Here is a 19,044-nt window from a genome sequence, read left to right on the forward strand (position 1 = left end):
GCTCACGGGGCTCCTCACGCGTAGGGACTGTCGGCACCCGCCGCGGCGGGCCTGGGAGCGCGGGCCGGGCAGCAGCCCACCGGGCAGAGGTTGTGGCTCGCACCGAGCCCGCCGAGGACGCAGGGCGTGGCCTCTTCCGCGCGCTCCACGGCGGCGCGCTCCAGGACGAGGTCGCGGATCGCTGCGGCGAACCGCGGGTCGTCGCCGACGGTGGCCGAGCGGCGCATCGGCAGACCCAGCTCCTCGGCCTTGGCCCTGGCCTCCGTGTCGAGGTCGTACAGGACCTCCATGTGGTCGGAGACGAAGCCGATGGGCGAGATCACCACCGCCGGAACCCCGGCGTCGTGGCGCTCCTCGAGGTGGTCGCAGATGTCGGGCTCCAGCCACGGGATGTGCGGGGCGCCGGAGCGGGACTGGTAGACGAGCTGCCAGGGGTGGTCGACGCCGGTGCGCTCGCGTACGGCGTCGGCGATCAGCCGGGCGACGTCCAGGTGCTGCTCGACGTACGCGCCGCCCTCGCCGTGGTTCTCGACGGGCCCGGAGGTGTCTGCGGAGGCGTTCGGGATCGAGTGGGTCGAGAAGGCGATGTGCGCGCCGTCCCGGATGTCCTCGGGGAGGTCGGCGAGGGAGTCGATGACGCCGTCGATCATCGGCTCCAGGAAGCCGGGGTGGTTGAAGTAGTGCCGCAGCTTGTCGACCCTCGGCAGCTCCAGGCCCTCGGCCTCGAGGGCGGCGAGCGAGTCGGCGAGGTTCTCGCGGTACTGGCGGCAGCCCGAGTAGGAGGCGTAGGCGCTGGTGGCGAGGACGAGGATGCGGCGACGGCCGTCGGCGACCATCTCGCGCAGGGTGTCCGTCAGGTACGGCGCCCAGTTGCGGTTGCCCCAGTAGATCGGCAGATCCAGGCCGTGGTCGGCGAAGTCCTTGCGGAGGGCGTCCAGCAGGGCGCGGTTCTGGTCGTTGATGGGGCTGACGCCGCCGAACAGGAAGTAGTGTTCGCCGACTTCCTTCAGGCGTTCCTTGGGGATGCCTCGCCCCCGGGTGACGTTCTCCAGGAACGGGATCACGTCGTCCGGGCCCTCGGGGCCACCGAAGGAGAGCAGGAGCAGGGCGTCGTAGGGGCTGGCATCGCGCACGTCTGGCATGGATCGATCCTGTCATCCGGTACTGACAGCCGGGAAACGGTGGGGTGACCACCCGGGTTCCCGATTCGTCCGGCCCGGTACGTTAGGGTCACCTAACTCGTAAGCTGTAGCGGCCATCCGCACGTCTTACCGGGTCGCCGCATGCCTTACCGGGCGCCCCACATGCCTCACCGCAACGCCTTGCCCCGTCGCCCCGAACCACCGCAGCCCCCGCTGCTCCGCCTGACCGGAGACCCCCGTGCCGAGCCCCTACCGCGCCCTGTTCGCCGCCACCGGCACCAAGGGCTTCTCCGCCGCGGGCTTCCTCGGCCGTATGCCGCTGTCGATGATGGGCATCGGCGTGGTCACGATGATCTCCCAGCTGACCGGGCGGTACGGCCTCGCCGGCGCCCTGTCGGCCACGATCGCGCTCGCCGCGGCGGTCGTGGGTCCGCAGGTCTCACGGATGGTCGACCAGTACGGGCAGCGGCGGGTGCTCCGTCCGGCGACGCTGATCTCGCTCGTGGCCGGAGGTCTGCTGCTGTTCGCGGCGCACTACGGGTGGCCGGACTGGGTGCTGTTCGTGGCCTGCGTCGGCATCGGCTGCGTGCCCAGCGTCGGGGCGATGGTCCGCGCCCGCTGGGCCGCCCTGTACCGGGGGACGCCTCAGCTGCACACCGCGTACTCCTTCGAATCCGTGATCGACGAGGTGTGCTTCATCTTCGGGCCCATCATCTCCATCGGCCTGTCCACGGCATGGTTCCCGGAGGCGGGGCCGCTGCTCGCCGGCTGCTTCCTCGCGATCGGCGTCTTCTGGCTGACCGCGCAGCGGGCCACCGAGCCCGCACCGCATCCGCGCGAGCAGCGCGGCGGCAGCTCGGCCCTGCGCGCCCCGGGTCTACAGGTCCTGGTGGCCACCTTCGTGGCGACCGGGGCGATCTTCGGGGCCGTCGACGTGGTCACCGTGGCCTTCGCGGACGAGCAGGGGCACAAGGGCGCCGCGAGCGTGGTTCTCGCGCTGTACGCGGCGGGCTCCTGCGCGGCGGGCCTCGTCTTCGGGCTGTTGCGCTTCAAGGGGGCGCCCGAACCTCGCTGGCTGCTGGGCATATGCGCGATGGCCGTGAGTATGATCCCCCTCCTACTGGTCGGAAACTTGCCGCTTCTGGCCGTGGCGCTGTTCGTTGCGGGCATGGCGGTCGCTCCCACGATGATCACCACCATGTCCCTGATCGAAGAGCACGTACCACGCGCGCAACTGACCGAGGGCATGACCTGGGTGAGCACCGGGCTCGCGGTCGGGGTCGCGCTCGGCTCCGCCGCGGCCGGCTGGGTGATCGACGCCGCCGGAGCGGAGGCCGGGTACGGGGTTCCGGCCGTGTCCGGGGCCGTCGCGGTCGCGGTGGGTTTCCTGGGGTATCGCCGGCTCAGCAGGCCGGCTCCGGGTCGGGGAGGCACCGTTGAGCAGCACAGCGAGCGGCAGGAACGGCACGTGGCGTAACTGGGGCGGCAATGTCGCCGCCCGCCCCGCGCGCGAGGTCACTCCGGCCTCCGTCGAGGAGTTGTCGGCGGCGATACGCCGGGCCGCCGAGGACGGCCTGAAGGTGAAGGCGGTCGGCAGCGGACATTCCTTCACTTCCATTGCCGCGACCGACGGTGTATTGATACGCCCTCAACTGTTGACCGGCATACGCAACATCGACCGTGATGCCATGACGGTCACGGTCGAGGCGGGCACACCGCTCAAGAGACTCAACATGGCCCTGGCGCGCGAGGGTCTGTCGCTCACGAACATGGGCGACATCATGGAGCAGACGGTCTCCGGCGCGACCAGCACCGGCACGCACGGCACGGGCCGCGACTCGGCCTCGATCGCCGCCCAGATCAAGGGACTGGAGCTCGTCACCGCCGACGGCTCTGTCCTCACCTGCTCCGACAAGGAGAACCCTGAGGTGTTCGCGGCCGCCCGTATCGGCCTCGGCGCCCTGGGTATCGTCACCGCGATCACCTTCGCCGTGGAGCCCCTCTTCCTCCTCTCCGCGCGGGAGGAGCCGATGCCGTTCGGCAGGGTCCTGGCGGACTTCGACGAACTGTGGGCGGAGAACGAGCACTTCGAGTTCTACTGGTTCCCGCACACCGGCAACACCAACACCAAGCGCAACAACCGCAGCGCGGGCCCGGAGAAGCCGGTGTCGCAGCTCCAGGGCTGGGTCGAGGACGAGTTCCTCTCCAACGGCGTCTTCCAGGTCGCCCAGTGGGTCGGCCGCGCGGTGCCCGCCACGATCCCCGCGATCGCTCAGATCTCCAGCAAGGCGCTGTCCGCGCGGACGTACACCGACATCCCCTACAAGGTCTTCACATCGCCGCGCCGGGTACGTTTCGTGGAGATGGAATACGCCGTTCCGCGCGAGGCCGTCGTCGAGACGCTGCGCGAACTGAAGGCCATGGTCGACCGCTCCGGCCTCAGGGTCAGCTTCCCGGTCGAGGTGCGCACCGCCCCGGCCGACGACATCACCCTCTCCACCGCCTCGGACCGCGACAGCGCGTACATCGCCGTCCACATGGTCAAGGGCACCCCGTTCCAGCGGTACTTCACCGCCGCCGAGCGCATCTTCACCGCGCACGAGGGGCGGCCGCACTGGGGCAAGGTGCACACCCGGGACGCCGAGTACTTCGCCCAGGTGTACCCGCGCTTCGGCGAGTTCACGGCGCTGCGGGACCGGCTGGACCCTGACCGCCGGTTCCAGAACGACTACCTGCGGCGCGTGTTGGGGGCGTAGCCGACGCGGCGCGGCCGGCGCGACGCCTTGGCCGAATCCATTGGTTCCGTTTCTGCGGATTGGGTGAAGTACGCCACGTTCAAGATCCGAAAACCGCTCAACCGACGGCCGAGTCGCGCTTCTTGCCAGAAGTTGGGCGGCGCGCCAATCCACGCACGTGGCCCAAATGGAGTACTGTTGCGAGCCCTGGGTCCGGTCTCCCGCCTGGGTGTCCGTGGCCTTCAAGGACCGCCGGGAGGGGGCTAGTTGCACAGGGTGACGGAGTTGGTCACTTAGCGTTGCGAATAGGTAACCGTGCCATAACGGCGATCCAGGGCCCGTGCCCGACACGCCGGGCAACTCGGCAAGGTTGTGGCAGGCTGCACCCGGGCAGGCCACACTCGACTAGCGGAAGCAGCGACGCACGTGACGTCGGCAGGCACCACCCGGGAGGTCCCCATGCCCGAACTGCGTGTCGTGGCCGTCTCCAATGACGGCACACGGCTGGTGCTGAAGGCTGCCGACGCGACGGAGTACACCCTTCCGATCGACGAACGCCTGCGCGCCGCCGTGCGCGGCGACCGTCCCCGCCTCGGCCAGATCGAGATCGAGGTGGAGAGCCATCTCCGCCCCCGTGACATCCAGGCGCGTATACGAGCTGGTGCGACCGCGGAAGAGGTCGCCCAACTCGCTGGCATCCCCGTCGACCGTGTACGGCGCTTCGAGGGCCCCGTGCTCGCCGAGCGCGCCTTCATGGCCGAGCGGGCTCGCAAGACCCCCGTCCGTCGGCCCGGCGAGAACGCCGCAGGTCCGCAGCTCGGCGAGGCCGTCCAGGAGCGGCTGCTGCTGCGCGGCGCCGACAAGGACACCGTGCAGTGGGACTCGTGGCGCCGCGACGACGGCACCTGGGAAGTGCTGCTGGTCTACATGGTGGCGGGCGAACCGCACTCGGCGAGCTGGACGTACGACCCGCCCCGGCGGCTCGTACAGGCGGTCGACGAGGAGGCGCGCTCGCTGATCGGCGAGTCCGAGGACCTCGCCGCGCCGGAGCCCAGCTTCCCGTTCGTGCCGCGTATCGCCCGGCTTCCGCGCGAGCGTTCGATGGACCGTGCCCTGGAGACCGCGCGGCCGAGCCTGCCGGCCCAGGCCGCCGAACCTGCCGAGGAGCCCACGGAGGAACGGGACTCGCTGACCAGCCTGCTGGAGGCGGTGCCCAGCTTCCGCGGTGACCTGGTGGTGCCCGAACGCCCGTCGGAGCCCGAGACGGAGGAACCCCCGGCCGAGCCGGTCGCGGAGGAACCTCCCGCCCCGGCCGCCTCCGCCGGTTCCGCCTACGCGGACGTCCTCATGCCCCGCTCCGTCGGCAGCCACCGTGATCGCCTCATCGGCGCGACGGATCGCCAGGCCGAGGCGGACGGCGTCCGTCCGGGCCGCAGGGCCGCCGTCCCGAGCTGGGACGAGATCGTGTTCGGCACGCGCAGAAAGAAGCAGGAGTAGCAAGGCAGATAGGTAAGTAGGTAGGTAAGTAAGCAGGCGTGCAGCAGAAGCAGTCGGTCGTACGGCTGTGGATGCGGCCGTACGAGGACGAGGGCCGCGTTGGTCGCAACGCGGCCCTCGTGCTGCGCCGCCCTACTGCGGATCCGGCCCCACCGCCACCGGCCGGGACGGGTCCGACGACCACTCCGACCACGAACCGACGTACAGCGCCGCCGGAATCTCCGCGACCGCCAGCGCCAGCACCTGGTGGGCGGCGGAGACGCCCGAGCCGCAGTACACGCCGACCTCCGTCCCCTCGGACGCCCCCAGCGCCTTGAAGCGGTCCGCGAGTTCCCCGGCGGGCAGGAAGCGGCCGTCGGCGCCGACGTTCTCGTTCGTGGGCGCGGAGACGGCGCCAGGGATGTGTCCGCCGACCGGGTCGATCGGCTCGACCTCTCCGCGGTACCGCTCCCCCGCCCGCGCGTCCAGCAGCACGCCGGACCGGGCGAGCGCCGCGGCGCCGTCGGCATCGAGCAGTCCGGACCCTGGCACTGGCTCGAAGTCACCTTCTGCCGGAGTCGGTACGGACCTCTCCAGCGGCCCCTCCCAGGTGGGCAACCCGCCGTCGAGGACCCGCACGTCGGGGTGACCCGTCCAGCGCAACAGCCACCAAGCCCGGGCCGCGGCCCAGCCCTGTCCGCCGTCGTACACGACCACCGGTGTCCCGGACGACACGCCCGACCGGCGCATCGCCGCACCGAATTCGGCCAAGTCCGGCAACGGGTGGCGGCCCCGCGTGCCGGGCGCGGAAGCCAGCTCCCGGTCCAGGTCGATATAGACCGCGCCGGGGATGTGCCCGGCCTCGTACGCTGCCCTGCCGTCGAACGGCGGCTCGCCGGCCGTCTTGGCCAGGCTCAGCTGCCAGCGGACGTCGAGGAGCACCGGCGGGTTCTCGCCCGTCAGTTCGCTCGTGAGTTCGGATGCGGAAATGATGGCGTTCATGGCCACCATCCTTGCGCACGGGGTGGCCCCATCGTCGACGTCCGGCTACTCTGCTCGGCCGGACAGGTCCGATCACGAGGCGTACGGGATCAGACACATGCTGTACAGCCGACGGACATCCGGCGGCAATCGCACGGAAGCGGGCCGTAAATCGCACACCGGGCACCCTCCGGGCGTCGGCCGTAGTGCGGCGGCGTGCCCGAAGCGCGCTCGGCCAAGGGTGGTGCGAGCATCGGCACGGGGGTCCGGACAGCGGGAGCGAGGCGGCCACCGCGAGGGGCCGAGGAGAGAGTGACGATGACCGAGGCACGGGGGTCGGCCGGCCCGAACGGCGAGACGCACGCTCGGCACGCGCCCGGCACGCCCTGCTGGGTGAGCCTGATGGTGCACGGGCTGGCCGCGACCCAGGAGTTCTACGGGGCGCTGTTCGGCTGGGAGTTCCAGCCCGGCCCCCAGCAGCTCGGCCCCTATGTGCGAGCCCTGCTCGACGGCCGTGAGGTGGCCGGCATCGGCCAGCTGCCGCCCGACCGCCACCTCCCCATCGCCTGGACGCCCTACCTCGCCTCGAACGACGCGGACCTGACCGCCGACACGGTGCGGCTGTGCGGCGGCACGGTCGGCGTGGGACCGCTGGACGCCGCCGAAGCCGGCCGGATGGCGATCTGCTCCGACCCCTCCGGCGCCGTCTTCGGCATCTGGCAGGGCGCGGAGCACCGCGGCACGGCCGTCACGGGCGTGCCCGGCACCCCGGCCTGGAACGAGCTACTGACCTTCGAGTCGGTCAACGTCGCCAAGTTCTACGAGAGCGTGTTCGCCTACGAGGAGGAGCCGGCGGTCTCCGCCGACTTCGACTACGTCACCCTGCACATCGACGGCCGCCCGGTCGCCGGCATCCACGGGGTCGGCACCGCCCTGCCCCGCGACCGGGGCCCGCACTGGGTGACGTACTTCGAAGTCGCCGACACGGACGGGGCAGTGGACCGGGTCGTCGATCTCGGTGGGCATGTCCTCAGACCGGCCCACGACAGCGCCCACGGCCGGGTGGCGACGGTGGCGGACCCGGAGGGGGCGCGGTTCTCCCTGATTCAGGACCCGCGCTGACGGGGTTCGGGAGCCCGCGCCCGGGAACGGGGTGCCCGATGCAGGACCTGGCTCAGACCGGCTGCACCGGCAGGACGTCCGGGGACAGCGCCGCCGCCCGTGCGCTGGCCGCCGTCATCCGGCGCCGGTGATGGCGGCGGCACAGGACCTCGTAGCCGACGGCGTCGGCCTGGTTGACGTCGCCGACGACCACCTGGGCGCCCTCGACGACCATCTCGCCGCCTATCGTGCGGGCGTTGTGGGTGGCGCGGGCGCCGCACCAGCACAGGGCCTCTACCTGGAGGACCTCGACCCGGTCGGCCAGTTCCACCAGGCGCTGCGAGCCGGGGAACAGCTTGGAGCGAAAGTCGGTCGTGATACCGAAGGCGTAGACGTCGATGCTCAGGTCGTCGACGACACGGGCGAGTTGGTCGATCTGCTCCGGCACGAGGAACTGGGCCTCGTCGGCGATGACGTAGTCCGCGCGGCCGCCCTGGGAGAGATGGTCGACCAGGTAGGCGTACAGGTCCTGGCCGTCCCCGACCTCCACCGCGTCCGTGACCAGGCCGAGCCGGGAGGACAGCTTGCCCTCGCCCGCCCGGTCGTCGCGGGTGAAGATCATGCCCTGGAGACCGCGCGCGGAACGGTTGTGCTCGATCTGGAGAGCCAGCGTCGACTTCCCGCAGTCCATCGTTCCGGAGAAGAACACCAGCTCGGGCATGTTGAGTTGAGCACCTTTCGGCAACGAGGAGGAGTCGGGAATCGTCAGGAGCGTACTTCGAGCAGGGGAACCAGCTGCTCGGCGGGGGTCATCGAACCGTGGTTGCCGACCATCGCCGACTCCTTGGGCTCTCGCTCGGACGCGATGATCAGGACGTCGTCCCGCGCGGCGGCGACCACGTCGCCGATCCGGTCGTACACCCGCTCGTCGATCCGCGGCCCGAACCAGCCCGCCGCGATCGCCTCGTCCCGGGAGGCCACCCAGAACTGCTCGCCGAGCACCTCGCGCCAGCAGGTCAGCACGTCGTTGGCGGCGCCCGGCACCGCGTAGACGTGCCGCGCCCGGCCCTCGCCGCCGAGCAGGGCGACGCCGGCGCGCAGCTCCCAGTCCTCGTCGAAGTCGATGCGGTGCTCTTCGTCGAAGGGCACGTCGATCATGCCGTGGTCGGCGGTGACGTAGAGGGCGCTGCGCGGCGGCAGCTGCTCGGCGAGGCGCTGGGCCAGCCGGTCGACGTACATGAGCTGGCCGCGCCAGGTGTCCGAGTCGACGCCGTAGCGGTGGCCGGCGCCGTCGAGCTCGGCGTAGTACGTGTAGACCAGGGAGCGGTCCCCCGCGGCCAGTTGCCCGGCCGCGAGGTCCATACGGTCCTCACCGGTCAGCCGTCCCAGGAACGTTCCGCCACTGAGCGCGACCTTGGTGAGCGGGGTGTTCTGGAAGGTGGGCGACGACACCTGGGCGGCGTGCACGCCCGCCTGCTGGGCCAGCTGGAAGACCGTGGGGTACGGCTGCCAGGCGCGCGGTGACGTCCACGGGTTCCAGCGCAGCTGGTTCATCAGCTCGCCGGTCTCGGGGTTGCGCACGGTGTATCCGGGCAGGCCGTGCGCGCCCGGCGGCAGGCCGGTGCCGACGGAGGCGAGGGAGGTCGCGGTGGTCGCCGGGTAACCGGCGGTGATCGGGCGTCCGGTGCCGCCGCGCGAGCTGCTCAGGAGCGACGTCATGAACGGCGCGTCCTCGGGGTGCGCCTTGAGCTGCTCCCAGCCGAGGCCGTCGATCAGGAACACGCAGTTGCGGTCGGCCGCGGTCAGCTCGGGGATCGCGGCGGTCATGTCCGGTACGGCCATGCCCGCGGCCAGCGTGGGCAGCAGGTCGGCGAGTGAGCCGCTGCCGTACTCCGGGACGGGCGCGGAGTGGACGGCGAGGGGTTCCGGGTGGGAGTCCCAGGCGGTGGAACCGGAAGGGACGGGCGCGGAACGCCCTCGGTCATGGGCGGCGGGGGGATACGGGTGGGACATCAGCGAGCGAGGTCCGCGGTCGCCTCGGAGAGCGACTGCGCGAAGGAGAGCGCCTGGCGGACCGTCTCCGGGCCGTCGCCGGCCTCGCTGACGCGCAGGCTGAGGTCGTCCGCCGTCGAGCTGCCCGTGTAGCCGTGGTCCGCCTCGCAGTTGGGGTCGCCGCAGGCGGCGGGCTCCAGGTCGATGCGGGAGACGGCGCCCCATCCGATGGTCAGCACGACCTCGCGGGGCAGCGTGCCCGGCTTGTACTGCTCCGGGTTGGCGACGACGCGGCTGACGACGACCGACGAGATCCGGCCGATCTTCACCGACTCGGTGGACGTGGTGGCGTACGGCGTCGGGGAGGTGGTGTCCGCGGCCTGCTCGTCGGTGTGGCTCACGATGAAACGGTTGCCGGTGAGGACGAGCACGGTGACATGCCGCCGCACCTCGTTCTGGTCGAACGTCGTCTCCTGATGGACCAGGTACGACCGGATGGGCTCGCCGCCCACGGCGGCCTCCACCGCCTCGGCCACGAGGGCCGGGTAGTAGCCGCTGCGCTCGATCGCCGAACGCAGCCCCTGGGTCGTCGTACTGGTCTTGGCCATGACGCCCATCCTACGGGGGCACGCTGACTGCGAGGCACCGCTCAGGGCGGTCTCAGTACGCGGGCAGGGTCCTCGGCCCGAGGTCGTCGCGGGCGGGCGGCGGGGCGAGGCGTACGGAGGCGCCGAGCACGCTCAGACCGTGGGTGGCGACGACGACCGGCTCCAGGGTGACCGCGACGACCTCCGGGTGGTCGTCGACCAGTCGCGACACCCGCAGCAGCAGTTCCTCCAGGGCCGCGGTGTCCACGGGCGTGGAGCCGCGCCAGCCGAAGAGGAGCGGTGCCGTCCGGATGGAGCGGATGATCGACGTCGCCTCGCGGTCGGTGACCGGGATGAGCCGGTGCGCCATGTCCCCGAGCAGCTGCGAGGCGGCTCCGGCGAGCCCGAAGGACAGCACGGCACCGGCCGCCGGGTCGATCACGGCCCGTACGACGGTGTCGACGCCGCGCGGTGCCATGCTCTGCACGACCGGCCGCAGCTCCTCCGGCCTGCCGAACAGCTCGGTCAACTCGGTGTACGCCCGGCGCAGTTGCTCCTCGTCCGCGAGATCGAGCCGCACGCCACCGAGGTCGGCGCGGTGCCGCAGGTGGGGGGCGGTGGCCTTGAGGGCGACGGGGTAGCCGAGGGTGTGGGCGGCGTCCGCGGCGTCGTCGGGGGTGGGCGCGTGCAGGGCGCGATGTACGTGGATGCCGTACTTCCCGAGGAGGTCGGCGGTCTCGTCCGTGCCGAGCGTGAGGCCCTGGCCGCGCGCGAGGAGCCCGCCGATCAGCCGGGCGGCGCCCTTCTCGTCGATGTTCTCGTACTCGGGCACCCGGCCGGGATCGGCCGCGTCGCGCCGCCACTGCGAGTACTTGACGGCTTCGGCGAGGGCGCGGATCGCGCGTTCGGCGGCCGGGTAGGCGGGGATGAGGCGGGAGGCGTCCTCCGAGGTGTCCGACGGTTCGGGCAGGGGGTCGGCCGGGAAGTCCAGGGGGCGGAACGGGTGGGCGCGGCCCGCGAGACCGGGAGCCTTCGTCACCGCCTGTGGGGCCGTGCTCGCCGCGGCCGACAGTGCCTCCGCGAGCCCTCCGAGCTCGACGTGCACCACCAGCACCGGCTTGCCCGGCACCCGCTCGGCCGCCGACCGCAGGGCCTGAGCCAGCTCCGCGTCGCCGGTCGAGGCGCCCCCGATCGCCGGGATGGCGGTGACGACGACCGCGTCACACGTCTCGTCGGCCAGGGCGCGCGACAACGCCTCGTGGAAGGCGGCGGCCGACGCCCCCGTCGTCAGGTCCAGCGGCGGCAACGGGCGCAGTCCCTCGGAGAGGCAGGCGTCGTAGGTCAGCAGTCCCAGCGATTCGGAGTTCCCGAGGATCGCCACCCGCGGACCGGTCGGCAGCGGCTGACGCGCGAGCAGCAGCCCCGCGTCCACCAGTTCGGTGATCGTGTCCACCCTGATCACGCCGGCCTGGCGCAGCAGCGCGGACACCGTGGCGTGCGGCAGCCGCGTGGCCCGTACGGCGTGCCCCTGGGGCGCCGCGCCGCCGTGCCGCGCGCCCTGCACCACGACCAGCGGTTTCGCCGCCGCCGTACGCCGGGCGAGGCGGGTGAACTTGCGGGGGTTGCCAATGGACTCCAGGTACATGAGGACGACGTCGGTGTCCGGGTCGTCGTACCAGTACTGAAGGACGTCGTTGCCGGACACGTCGGCCCGGTTACCGGACGAGACCAGGGTCGACACGCCGGTGACCCCGGTCACCCCGCCGCCGCGCCGGTGCAGCCGCGACAGCAGCGCGATCCCGATCGCACCGGACTGGGCGAACAGCCCGATCCGGCCTGGGCGGGGCATTTCTGGCGCCAGTGAGGCGTTCAGTCGGACGTCGGCGGAGGTGTTGATGATCCCGAAGGCGTTCGGCCCGATGATGCGCATGCCGTACGCGCGCGCGTGCCGGACGAGCTCGCGCTGCCGCTCCCTCCCGTCGGGCCCGCTCTCGGCGTACCCGGCGGAGAGCACGACCAGCCCCTGCACGCCGTGTTCGCCGCAGTCGGTGACCACTTCCGGGACGTACTCGGCGGGTACGGCGACCACCGCGAGATCGACCTGCTCCTCGATGTCCCGCATCGAGCGGTGCGCGGGCACCCCGTCGAGTTCCTTGAGATCCTCCGGGAACGCCCTGTTCACCGCGTACAGCCGCCCCGTGAAGCCGGCGTCCCTGATGTTGCCGAGGACACTGCGGCCCACCCCGCCGGGGGCGCGGCCGACGCCGATGACGGCCACCGAGCCGGGTACCAGCAGCCGCCGCACGGAGCGGGCCTCGGCACGCTGTTCGCGCGCGTACTGCACGGCGAGCGAGCGGTCCGTCGGCTCCAGGTCGAACTCCAGGCGTACGACGCCGTCCTCGAAGCTGCGCTTCTGGGTGTACCCGGCGTCCGTGAACACCTTGATCATCTTGGTGTTGGCGGGCAGCACCTCGGCGGCGAAGCGGCGGATGCCGCGCTCGCGGGCGACGGCGCCGATGTGTTCGAGCAGCGCGGAGGCGACGCCGCGGCCCTGGTGGGCGTCCTGGACGAGGAAGGCGACCTCGGCCTCGTCGGCGGGTGCGGACGCGGGCATTCCGTCGGCGCCGATCCGGTCGTAGCGTACGGTGGCGATGAACTCGCCGCCCACCGTGGCCGCGAGTCCCACCCGGTCCACAAAGTCGTGGTGCGTGAAGCGGTGGACGTCCTTTGCGGACAGTCGCGGGTAGGGCGCGAAGAAGCGGTAGTACTTCGACTCGTCCGACACCTGCTCGTAGAAGCTGACCAGGCGCTCGGCGTCATCAACGGTGATGGGGCGGATGCGCGCGGTGCCGCCGTCGCGCAGCACCACGTCGGCTTCCCAGTGGGCGGGGTACTCGTGCCGGTCCGAGGCGCTCTGCATGGGGCCCAGAGTACGGCTCGCGTCCGACAACGGCGCGAGGCAGGCTGTGGAGGACGTATGTCGGGTCGAGGCCGCGACCCGACGGCCACCTCGGGAGGAACGTTTTGTCCCTCCCGGCGTGCTTCACGGGTGTGGGAAACTGGTCTAGACAACCCTGAACACCGAAGGGCAGCATCACATGGCTGAGCGCCGCGTCAACGTCGGCTGGGCCGAGGGCCTTCACGCCCGCCCCGCTTCCATCTTCGTCCGGGCCGCCACGGCCGCAGGTATCCCGGTGACGATCGCCAAGGCCGACGGCAACCCCGTCAACGCGGCCTCCATGCTGGCCGTCCTGGGCCTGGGCGCCCAGGGCGGTGAGGAGATCGTCCTCGCCTCCGACGCCGAGGGTGCGGACGCCGCCCTCGACCGGCTGGCGAAGCTGGTCTCCGAGGGCCTCGAGGAGCTGCCCGAGACGGTCTGAAGGACCTGAGCGGGACTCCACAGCGAGCGGTGAAGCCGCGTCCGCCTCTCCGGGCGGGCGCGGCTTCGCTGTTCTCGGGCAGGCGGCCGGATTCCCGGGCGGGCAGGTGCGTTTTTCGATCCGGCGGGCGGCCGCACATTCCGGGCGGACGGCCACGGGAATTATCGGTCCACCTGAAAAAGGGCAGCGGAAATTACCCGCCACCGAATATCTCCTCTTTGTATACGGCGCCCGTGTTAATGTCGCAGGCTCGGCATGTTTACGGGATGTTGCGAATTCCTCACACGCTCGGCGCGATCGCCGCCGGAGCCGAACCGTAGCCGGTGCGCGGAGATCGCGCGCTCGGCGTGCAGTGCCGTGATCGCCCGGGCGCGCTCGCCGTCGCCGCGCGCCACCGCGTCCACGATCGCGCCGTGCTCGGTCCAGGACTCCGCGGGATTGACCGGCGCCTCCACGGCGTACATCCAGGCGATCTTGTGGCGCAGCTGGGTCAGCATCGAGGCCAGCGCCGGGCTGCCGGAGGACTGGGCCAGCGTCTCGTGGAACCAGCCGCCCAGCGAGCGCAGATCCTCGCTGTTCCCCCTCCTGGCCCGCTCCTGACCCAGTCTGACCAGCCCGCGCAGAACCTTCAGATGGGCCTCGGTGCGCCGCTGGGCGGCCCGGGCGGCGCCGAGCGGCTCCAGGAGCGTACGCATCTCCAGCAGGTCGGCGGCCTCCTGCTCGGTCGGTTCGGCGACGCACGCGCCCGCGTGCCGCCGGGTCACCACGAAGCCCTCCGCCTCCAGGGTGCGCAGGGCCTCCCGCACCGGGACGCGGGAAACGCCGTAGCGTCGCGCGAGGAGTTCCTCGGTGAGCCGGCCGCCGCGCTCGTAGACGCCGGCGACGATGTCGTCCCGGATCGCGGTGCATACCGAGTGCGCCGGAATACGCATGACCGACCTCCGCCTTAATCCCCGTGAAACGTCGATGAATGACGTGTTCTCGGTGACTCTATTGCAACCGGCCGGAATTTCCGACGGCGGGCCGGAATCCATGGATATTTTTTGGACAGTCGATCCGTCCCGGAAACACCGAAAGCCCCGGCTCGGGGAGCCGGGGCTTCGGGGAAGCAGGTCCTCTGGAGACGCGGTGGGGACGTCAGACGTTCACGCCGTGCGAGCGGAGGTAGGCGACGGGGTCGATGTCGGAGCCGTACTCGGCCGTCGTGCGGGCCTCGAAGTGCAGGTGGGGTCCGGTGACGTTGCCGGTGGCGCCGGACAGGCCGATCTGCTGGCCGGGGGTGACGGTCTGGCCCACCGAGACGCCGATGGACGACAGGTGGCCGTACTGGGTGTACGTGCCGTCGTTCATCTTGATCACGATGTTGTTGCCGTACGACCCGCCCCAGCCGGCCTCCACGACGGTGCCGGAGCCGACCGCGTGGACGGACGTGCCACTGGCGGCGTGGAAGTCGACGCCGGTGTGGCTGCCGGAGGACCAGACGGCGCCGCCGGACTTGTAGCCCGTGGAGACGTAGGAGCCGGAGATCGGGGCGACGTAGGACAGCAGGCGCTTGCGCTCGGCCTCGCGGGCGGCGCGCTCCTTGGCCTCCCGCTCCTGCTTGGCCTTCTCGGCCGCCTTCTTGCGCGCGGCCTCCTCGGCGGCCTGCTTCCTGGCAGCGGCCTCCTGGGCGGCCTGCCGCTGGGCGGCGGCCTGGGCGTCGATCTGGTCGGCGAGCGTGTCGTCGACGGTGATGACAGGTATGAGGCCGGTCTGCTCGGCGGCAGGTTCGGCGGCGAGCGCCGGAGCGGCCAGGGTGCCTATGACGCCGGTGGCGGTGAGAGCGGCGACGCCCGCCGCACGGGCGGTGGTGCGCTCGAACCGGCCGGGGCGACGGTGCTTGCCGGAGGCGCGGTTCTTCCCGGTGGCGCAGGTGAACGCCATGTAGTGGCTGGTCCTTTCCTTCCTTCTCGCCTACCGGGTTAGCTGACGGGTTCGGAGCAGGAAGGTCTCCTACGGGCCCCCTCGCGGCTGCGCGGGCGTCCGATTCACCCCAGGGACTACTTGGGCCCCTCCAGCCGCGATAGCAGCGGCAGGAGGGCGGGTCCCCGGCTCCCCTGGCTCGCGCCGTACGGGGACTCGGCGATGACTGTCCGGTGCCGCGGGCGCGGCGCAATGCCTGACGGACAGCCCGGAAGACGCTAAGCGGCGCCACTTTCAATCCCCAAACGGATCGGGGTTTTTGTAGCGCATCCCACAGGCCAGACAGGCAACCTCTCCCTCAATTCGGGCATAAAGGGGCCCTGGTGACTCCGAAGTCACCAGGGCCCCTCACGCACGCGTGCCGTCGCCGGCGCGGTGTCGTCCTCGGCTCGGACCTCTTATCGGTCCTCTGCTCGGTCCTCTACTCGGCTGCCACGACGGTGACTTCGCCGATGCCGAGGGCCTCGACGGGTTCCCGGATCGCGGCCGCGTCGCCGACGAGGATCGTCACCAGACGGTCCACCGGGAAGGCGCTCACGGCCGCCGCGGTGGCCTCGACGGTGCCGGTCGCGGCGAGCTGCTGGTACAGCTTCGCCTGGTAGTCGTCGGGCAGATGCTGCTCGACCTGGTCGGCCAGCGTGTTCGCCACGGAGGCGGCCGTCTCGTACTTCAGCGGGGCCACCCCGACGAGGTTCTGCACGGCGAAGTCCCGCTCGGCGTCGGTGAGCCCCTCACCGGCGACCCCGCGTAGGACCTTCCAGAGGTCGTCCAGCGCCGGACCGGTGTTCGGGGTGTCGACGGAGCCGCTGATGGCGAGCATCGCCGCGCCCGTGCCGTCCGGAGCGGAGCGCATGACCTGCCCGAACGCGCGCACACCGTAGGTGTAGCCCTTCTCCTCGCGCAGAACCTTGTCCAGGCGGGAAGTGAGGGTGCCGCCGAGGCAGTAGGTGCCGAGCACCTGCGCGGGCCACACGCGGTCGTGCCGGTCGGGGCCGATACGGCCGATCAGCAGCTGCGTCTGCACGGCGCCGGGTCGGTCCACGATGACGACGCGCCCGGTGTCGTCCGCGGTGACCGGCGGGACGGGGCGGGGCTGGGCCGGGGAGCCGGTCCAGGCGCCCAGGGTGTCGCCGAGCAGGGCGTCGAGGTCGACGCCGGTCAGGTCGCCGACGACCACGACGGTGGAGGTGGCGGGGCGCACGTGCCGCTCGTAGAAGGCGCGTACGCCCGCCGAGTCGATGCCCGCGACCGTGTCCTCGGTGCCCTGGCGCGGGCGCGACATGCGCGAGGCCGCCGGGAACAGCTCCTTGGAGAGCTCCTTGGCGGCGCGCCGCGAGGGGTTGGCCAGCTCGTGCGGGATCTCGTCGAGCCGGTTGCGCACCAGGCGCTCGACCTCGGCGTCGTCGAAGGCGGGCGCCCGGAGGGCGTCGGCGAGCAGCCCCAGCGCCTTCGGCAGACGGGAGACCGGCACCTCGAGGCTGACGCGGATGCCGGGGTGGTCGGCGTACGCGTCGAGCGTGGCGCCGCAGCGCTCCAACTCGGCGGCGAATTCCTCGGCGGTGTGCTTGTCGGTGCCCTCGGAGAGGGCCCGCGCCATGATCGTGGCGATGCCGTCCAAGCCCTTCGGCTCGGCGTCCAGGGGCGTGTCCAGGAGCACCTCGACGGCGATGACCTGCTGGCCGGGGCGGTGGCAACGCAGGACCGTCAGGCCGTTGTCCAGCTTGCCGCGCTCGGGCGCCGGGAACGCCCAGGGCCGGGCCTCGCCGGCCTGGGGCTGCGGGTGGAACTCCATGCTGGCGAGCTCGGTCACTGCGCCGACTCCTCGTTCTCGTCGGTGGCGGGGGCTTCCGCGTCGTCGGCCTCGTCGGCGACCGGCTCGTACACGAGCACCGCGCGGTTGTCGGGCCGCAGACGCGCCTTGGCGACCTCCTGGACCTCCTCGGCGGTGACGGCGAGGACGCGCTGCACGGCGGTGAAGGCGAGCTGCGGGTCGCCGAACAGGACGGCGTACCTGCACAGTTCGTCGGCCCGGCCCGCGACGGTGCCGAGCCGGTCCAGCCACTCGCGCTCCAGCTGGGCCTGCGCGCGCTCCATCTCCTCGGCGGTCGGGCCGTCCGTCGCGAACCGGGCGAGCTCCTCGTCGACGGCCGCCTCGATGACGGGGACCTCGACATCGCCGGAGGTCTTCACGTCCAGCCAGCCCAGGGAGGGCGCCCCGGCCAGGCGCAGCAGGCCGAACCCGGCCGCCACGGCCGTACGGTCGCGCCGCACGAGCCGGTTGTAGAGACGGGAGGACTCGCCACCGCCGAGGACGGTCAGCGCCAGGTCGGCCGCGTCGCACTCGCGCGTGCCGTCCGTCGGGAGCCGGTAGGCGGCCATCATCGCGCGCGCGGGAACGTTCTCCTCGACGACCTCGCGCAGCTGCTCGCCGATGGTGTCGGGCAGTGAGCCGTCGCGCGGCTCGGGCTTGCCGTCGTGAGCCGGGATGGAACCGAAGTACTTCTCGACCCAGGCGAGGGTCTGCTCCGGGTCGATGTCACCGACGATGGACAGGACGGCGTTGTTGGGCGCGTAGTACGTGCGGAAGAACGCGCGGGCGTCCTCCAGGCTGGCCGCGTCCAGGTCGGCCATCGAGCCGATCGGCGTGTGGTGGTAGGGGTGCCCGTCCGGGTACGACAGGGCGGTCAGCTTCTCGAACGCCGTGCCGTAGGGGACGTTGTCGTAGCGCTGGCGACGCTCGTTCTTGACGACGTCGCGCTGGTTCTCCAGGCCCTCCTCGTCGAGCGCCACCAGGAGGCTGCCCATGCGGTCGGCCTCCAGCCACAGCGCGAGCTCCAGCTGGTGGGCGGGCATGGTCTCGAAGTAGTTGGTGCGCTCGAAGCTGGTGGTGCCGTTCGGTGAGCCGCCCGCGCCCTGGACGAGCTCGAAGTGGCCCGTGCCCTTCACGCTGTTCGATCCCTGGAACATCAGGTGCTCGAAGAGGTGGGCGAGTCCGGTACGGCCCTTGACCTCGTGACGGGAGCCGACGTCGTACCAGAGACAGACCGCGGCGACCGGCGTGAGGTGGTCCTCGGAGAGCACCACGCGCAGGCCGTTGGCCAGGCGGTGCTCCGTCGCGGTGAGGCCGCCGGATTGTGCCTCCGGTGTGGCCGTGTGACCCATGGGCAAGGTGTCCTTCCGGTCGCGTGCACTGCGTTGTGTCGAGCAGTTCGTGCTCAGTTCCTGCCACTGTATGCAGCGTCCGAAGGGTCGGCGAAGTTCCCGGTCAGAACGCCGTGCCCGGACGAAGGCGCACACGAGCCGGGGGCGCCGTCAGGAACGACGGTCGGGCTCGGCTCGCCGTTCTGTCCCGCGGCCCCTGTCGAGCGGGGTCGGCCACGCCCGCTCCGGCGGCGCTCGCGACGCCGACACGGACGCGCCCTCCCCGCGACCTGGGACTGTGCCCGGCGATCACTCCGCCGAGTGAACGGTCTCGCGGCGCGCGCTTGCCTTCGGTTCCGCCGGTCGCAAGCGTGGCCTCGGCCAGGGCGGTTCGCGCCCCGCCCGCCCCTGTGTCGCGGGAAGGGCCGGGCGTCGGCGACACTTCTCCGACGCCGGGCCGGAGCCCAACATCGGGTCCTGGTCGGTGGTTGTCAGTGCCGCGGTCCACAATGGTCCGCGTCAGATACCGCAAACGCTCGAGCGACCA

At 71.6% G+C, this 19,044-nt stretch carries 15 protein-coding genes and 1 riboswitch; of the genes, 5 read left to right on the forward strand and 10 right to left on the reverse strand.

What is annotated here, in order from left to right:
- Nucleotides 1-14: 14 nt before the first annotated feature.
- Complete coding sequence (locus ADK36_RS34195) at nt 15-1,142, reverse strand: ferrochelatase (protein WP_048580247.1); 1,128 nt, start codon at nt 1,140-1,142, stop codon at nt 15-17.
- A 238-nt stretch (nt 1,143-1,380) separates the two neighbouring features.
- Between ADK36_RS34195 and ADK36_RS34200 the strand changes: the two genes are divergently transcribed.
- From ADK36_RS34200 to sepH, 3 genes are all read left to right on the forward strand, one after another.
- On the forward strand, nt 1,381-2,619 hold the full coding sequence (locus tag ADK36_RS34200; protein ID WP_048580248.1) for an MFS transporter: 1,239 nt from the start codon (nt 1,381-1,383) through the stop codon (nt 2,617-2,619).
- Nucleotides 2,579-3,898 (forward strand): D-arabinono-1,4-lactone oxidase, encoded by a 1,320-nt coding sequence (locus ADK36_RS34205; protein ID WP_053200241.1) that lies wholly within the window; start codon nt 2,579-2,581, stop codon nt 3,896-3,898. The genes ADK36_RS34200 and ADK36_RS34205 overlap by 41 nt, the downstream gene beginning before the upstream one ends.
- Before the next feature lie 438 nt (nt 3,899-4,336).
- Complete coding sequence (sepH, locus tag ADK36_RS34210) at nt 4,337-5,374, forward strand: septation protein SepH (RefSeq protein WP_048580250.1); 1,038 nt, start codon at nt 4,337-4,339, stop codon at nt 5,372-5,374.
- A 132-nt stretch (nt 5,375-5,506) separates the two neighbouring features.
- On the opposite strand, the gene ADK36_RS34215 is transcribed toward sepH, so the two are convergent.
- Nucleotides 5,507-6,355 carry a sulfurtransferase gene (locus tag ADK36_RS34215; RefSeq protein ID WP_048580251.1) on the reverse strand — a complete coding sequence of 283 codons (849 nt, stop codon included), beginning with the start codon at nt 6,353-6,355 and terminating at the stop codon, nt 5,507-5,509.
- 297 nt (nt 6,356-6,652) lie between these two features.
- Between ADK36_RS34215 and ADK36_RS34220 the strand changes: the two genes are divergently transcribed.
- Complete coding sequence (locus ADK36_RS34220) at nt 6,653-7,456, forward strand: VOC family protein (RefSeq protein WP_053200242.1); 804 nt, start codon at nt 6,653-6,655, stop codon at nt 7,454-7,456.
- 52 nt (nt 7,457-7,508) lie between these two features.
- Here ADK36_RS34220 and ADK36_RS34225 read toward each other — a convergent pair whose 3' ends face one another.
- The 4 genes from ADK36_RS34225 to ADK36_RS34240 are packed head-to-tail and all read right to left on the reverse strand — an operon-like array spanning nt 7,509 to nt 12,934.
- On the reverse strand, nt 7,509-8,156 hold the full coding sequence (locus ADK36_RS34225) for a thymidine kinase (protein ID WP_048580253.1): 648 nt from the start codon (nt 8,154-8,156) through the stop codon (nt 7,509-7,511).
- Between the two features lie 44 nt (nt 8,157-8,200).
- Entirely contained in the window at nt 8,201-9,448 is a 1,248-nt protein-coding gene (locus ADK36_RS34230; RefSeq protein ID WP_048580254.1) for an alkaline phosphatase family protein, read from the reverse strand.
- Nucleotides 9,448-10,044, reverse strand: a complete 597-nt coding sequence (locus ADK36_RS34235; protein ID WP_048580255.1) for a DUF5998 family protein — start codon at nt 10,042-10,044, stop codon at nt 9,448-9,450. Before ADK36_RS34235 ends, ADK36_RS34230 begins: the two co-directional genes overlap by 1 nt.
- 43 nt (nt 10,045-10,087) lie before the next feature.
- Nucleotides 10,088-12,934, reverse strand: a complete 2,847-nt coding sequence (locus ADK36_RS34240; protein WP_053200244.1) for a bifunctional GNAT family N-acetyltransferase/acetate--CoA ligase family protein — start codon at nt 12,932-12,934, stop codon at nt 10,088-10,090.
- 178 nt (nt 12,935-13,112) lie between these two features.
- Between ADK36_RS34240 and ADK36_RS34245 the strand changes: the two genes are divergently transcribed.
- Entirely contained in the window at nt 13,113-13,394 is a 282-nt protein-coding gene (locus ADK36_RS34245) for an HPr family phosphocarrier protein (RefSeq protein ID WP_016432192.1), read from the forward strand.
- A gap of 236 nt (nt 13,395-13,630) precedes the next feature.
- Here ADK36_RS34245 and ADK36_RS34250 read toward each other — a convergent pair whose 3' ends face one another.
- The 4 genes from ADK36_RS34250 to ADK36_RS34265 form a co-directional block, all read right to left on the reverse strand.
- A complete protein-coding gene (locus tag ADK36_RS34250) occupies nt 13,631-14,326 on the reverse strand; it encodes a GntR family transcriptional regulator (protein WP_048580257.1) in 696 nt (231 codons plus the stop codon).
- Nucleotides 14,327-14,531: 205 nt separating this feature from the next.
- A complete protein-coding gene (locus ADK36_RS34255) occupies nt 14,532-15,317 on the reverse strand; it encodes a M23 family metallopeptidase (protein WP_048580258.1) in 786 nt (261 codons plus the stop codon).
- Nucleotides 15,318-15,330: 13 nt separating this feature from the next.
- A riboswitch (cyclic di-AMP (ydaO/yuaA leader) is annotated at nt 15,331-15,528 on the reverse strand.
- Between the two features lie 249 nt (nt 15,529-15,777).
- Nucleotides 15,778-17,166 carry a M16 family metallopeptidase gene (locus ADK36_RS34260; protein ID WP_048580259.1) on the reverse strand — a complete coding sequence of 463 codons (1,389 nt, stop codon included), beginning with the start codon at nt 17,164-17,166 and terminating at the stop codon, nt 15,778-15,780.
- The gene (locus ADK36_RS34265) at nt 17,163-18,518 is read right to left on the reverse strand and encodes a M16 family metallopeptidase (RefSeq protein WP_048580260.1); all 1,356 of its coding nucleotides are present in this window, start codon (nt 18,516-18,518) and stop codon (nt 17,163-17,165) included. The genes ADK36_RS34260 and ADK36_RS34265 overlap by 4 nt, the downstream gene beginning before the upstream one ends.
- Between the last annotated feature and the right edge of the window lie 526 nt (nt 18,519-19,044).

It is taken from the genome of Streptomyces viridochromogenes (genome assembly GCF_001270495.1).
GTDB lineage: Bacteria > Actinomycetota > Actinomycetes > Streptomycetales > Streptomycetaceae > Streptomyces > Streptomyces viridochromogenes_A.

Bases quoted from the DNA above. Each gene is read 5' to 3' on its own strand.
- ADK36_RS34220 (WP_053200242.1), top strand. From the start codon at position 6,653: ATGACCGAGGCACGGGGGTCGGCCGGCCCGAACGGCGAGACGCACGCT.
- ADK36_RS34215 (WP_048580251.1), bottom strand. From the start codon at position 6,355: ATGAACGCCATCATTTCCGCATCCGAACTCACGAGCGAACTGACGGGC.
- ADK36_RS34225 (WP_048580253.1), bottom strand. From the start codon at position 8,156: ATGCCCGAGCTGGTGTTCTTCTCCGGAACGATGGACTGCGGGAAGTCG.
- ADK36_RS34235 (WP_048580255.1), bottom strand. From the start codon at position 10,044: ATGGGCGTCATGGCCAAGACCAGTACGACGACCCAGGGGCTGCGTTCG.
- ADK36_RS34250 (WP_048580257.1), bottom strand. From the start codon at position 14,326: ATGCGTATTCCGGCGCACTCGGTATGCACCGCGATCCGGGACGACATC.
- ADK36_RS34240 (WP_053200244.1), bottom strand. From the start codon at position 12,934: ATGCAGAGCGCCTCGGACCGGCACGAGTACCCCGCCCACTGGGAAGCC.
- ADK36_RS34265 (WP_048580260.1), bottom strand. From the start codon at position 18,518: ATGGGTCACACGGCCACACCGGAGGCACAATCCGGCGGCCTCACCGCG.
- sepH (WP_048580250.1), top strand. From the start codon at position 4,337: ATGCCCGAACTGCGTGTCGTGGCCGTCTCCAATGACGGCACACGGCTG.
- ADK36_RS34230 (WP_048580254.1), bottom strand. From the start codon at position 9,448: ATGTCCCACCCGTATCCCCCCGCCGCCCATGACCGAGGGCGTTCCGCG.
- ADK36_RS34195 (WP_048580247.1), bottom strand. From the start codon at position 1,142: ATGCCAGACGTGCGCGATGCCAGCCCCTACGACGCCCTGCTCCTGCTC.
- ADK36_RS34255 (WP_048580258.1), bottom strand. From the start codon at position 15,317: ATGGCGTTCACCTGCGCCACCGGGAAGAACCGCGCCTCCGGCAAGCAC.
- ADK36_RS34245 (WP_016432192.1), top strand. From the start codon at position 13,113: ATGGCTGAGCGCCGCGTCAACGTCGGCTGGGCCGAGGGCCTTCACGCC.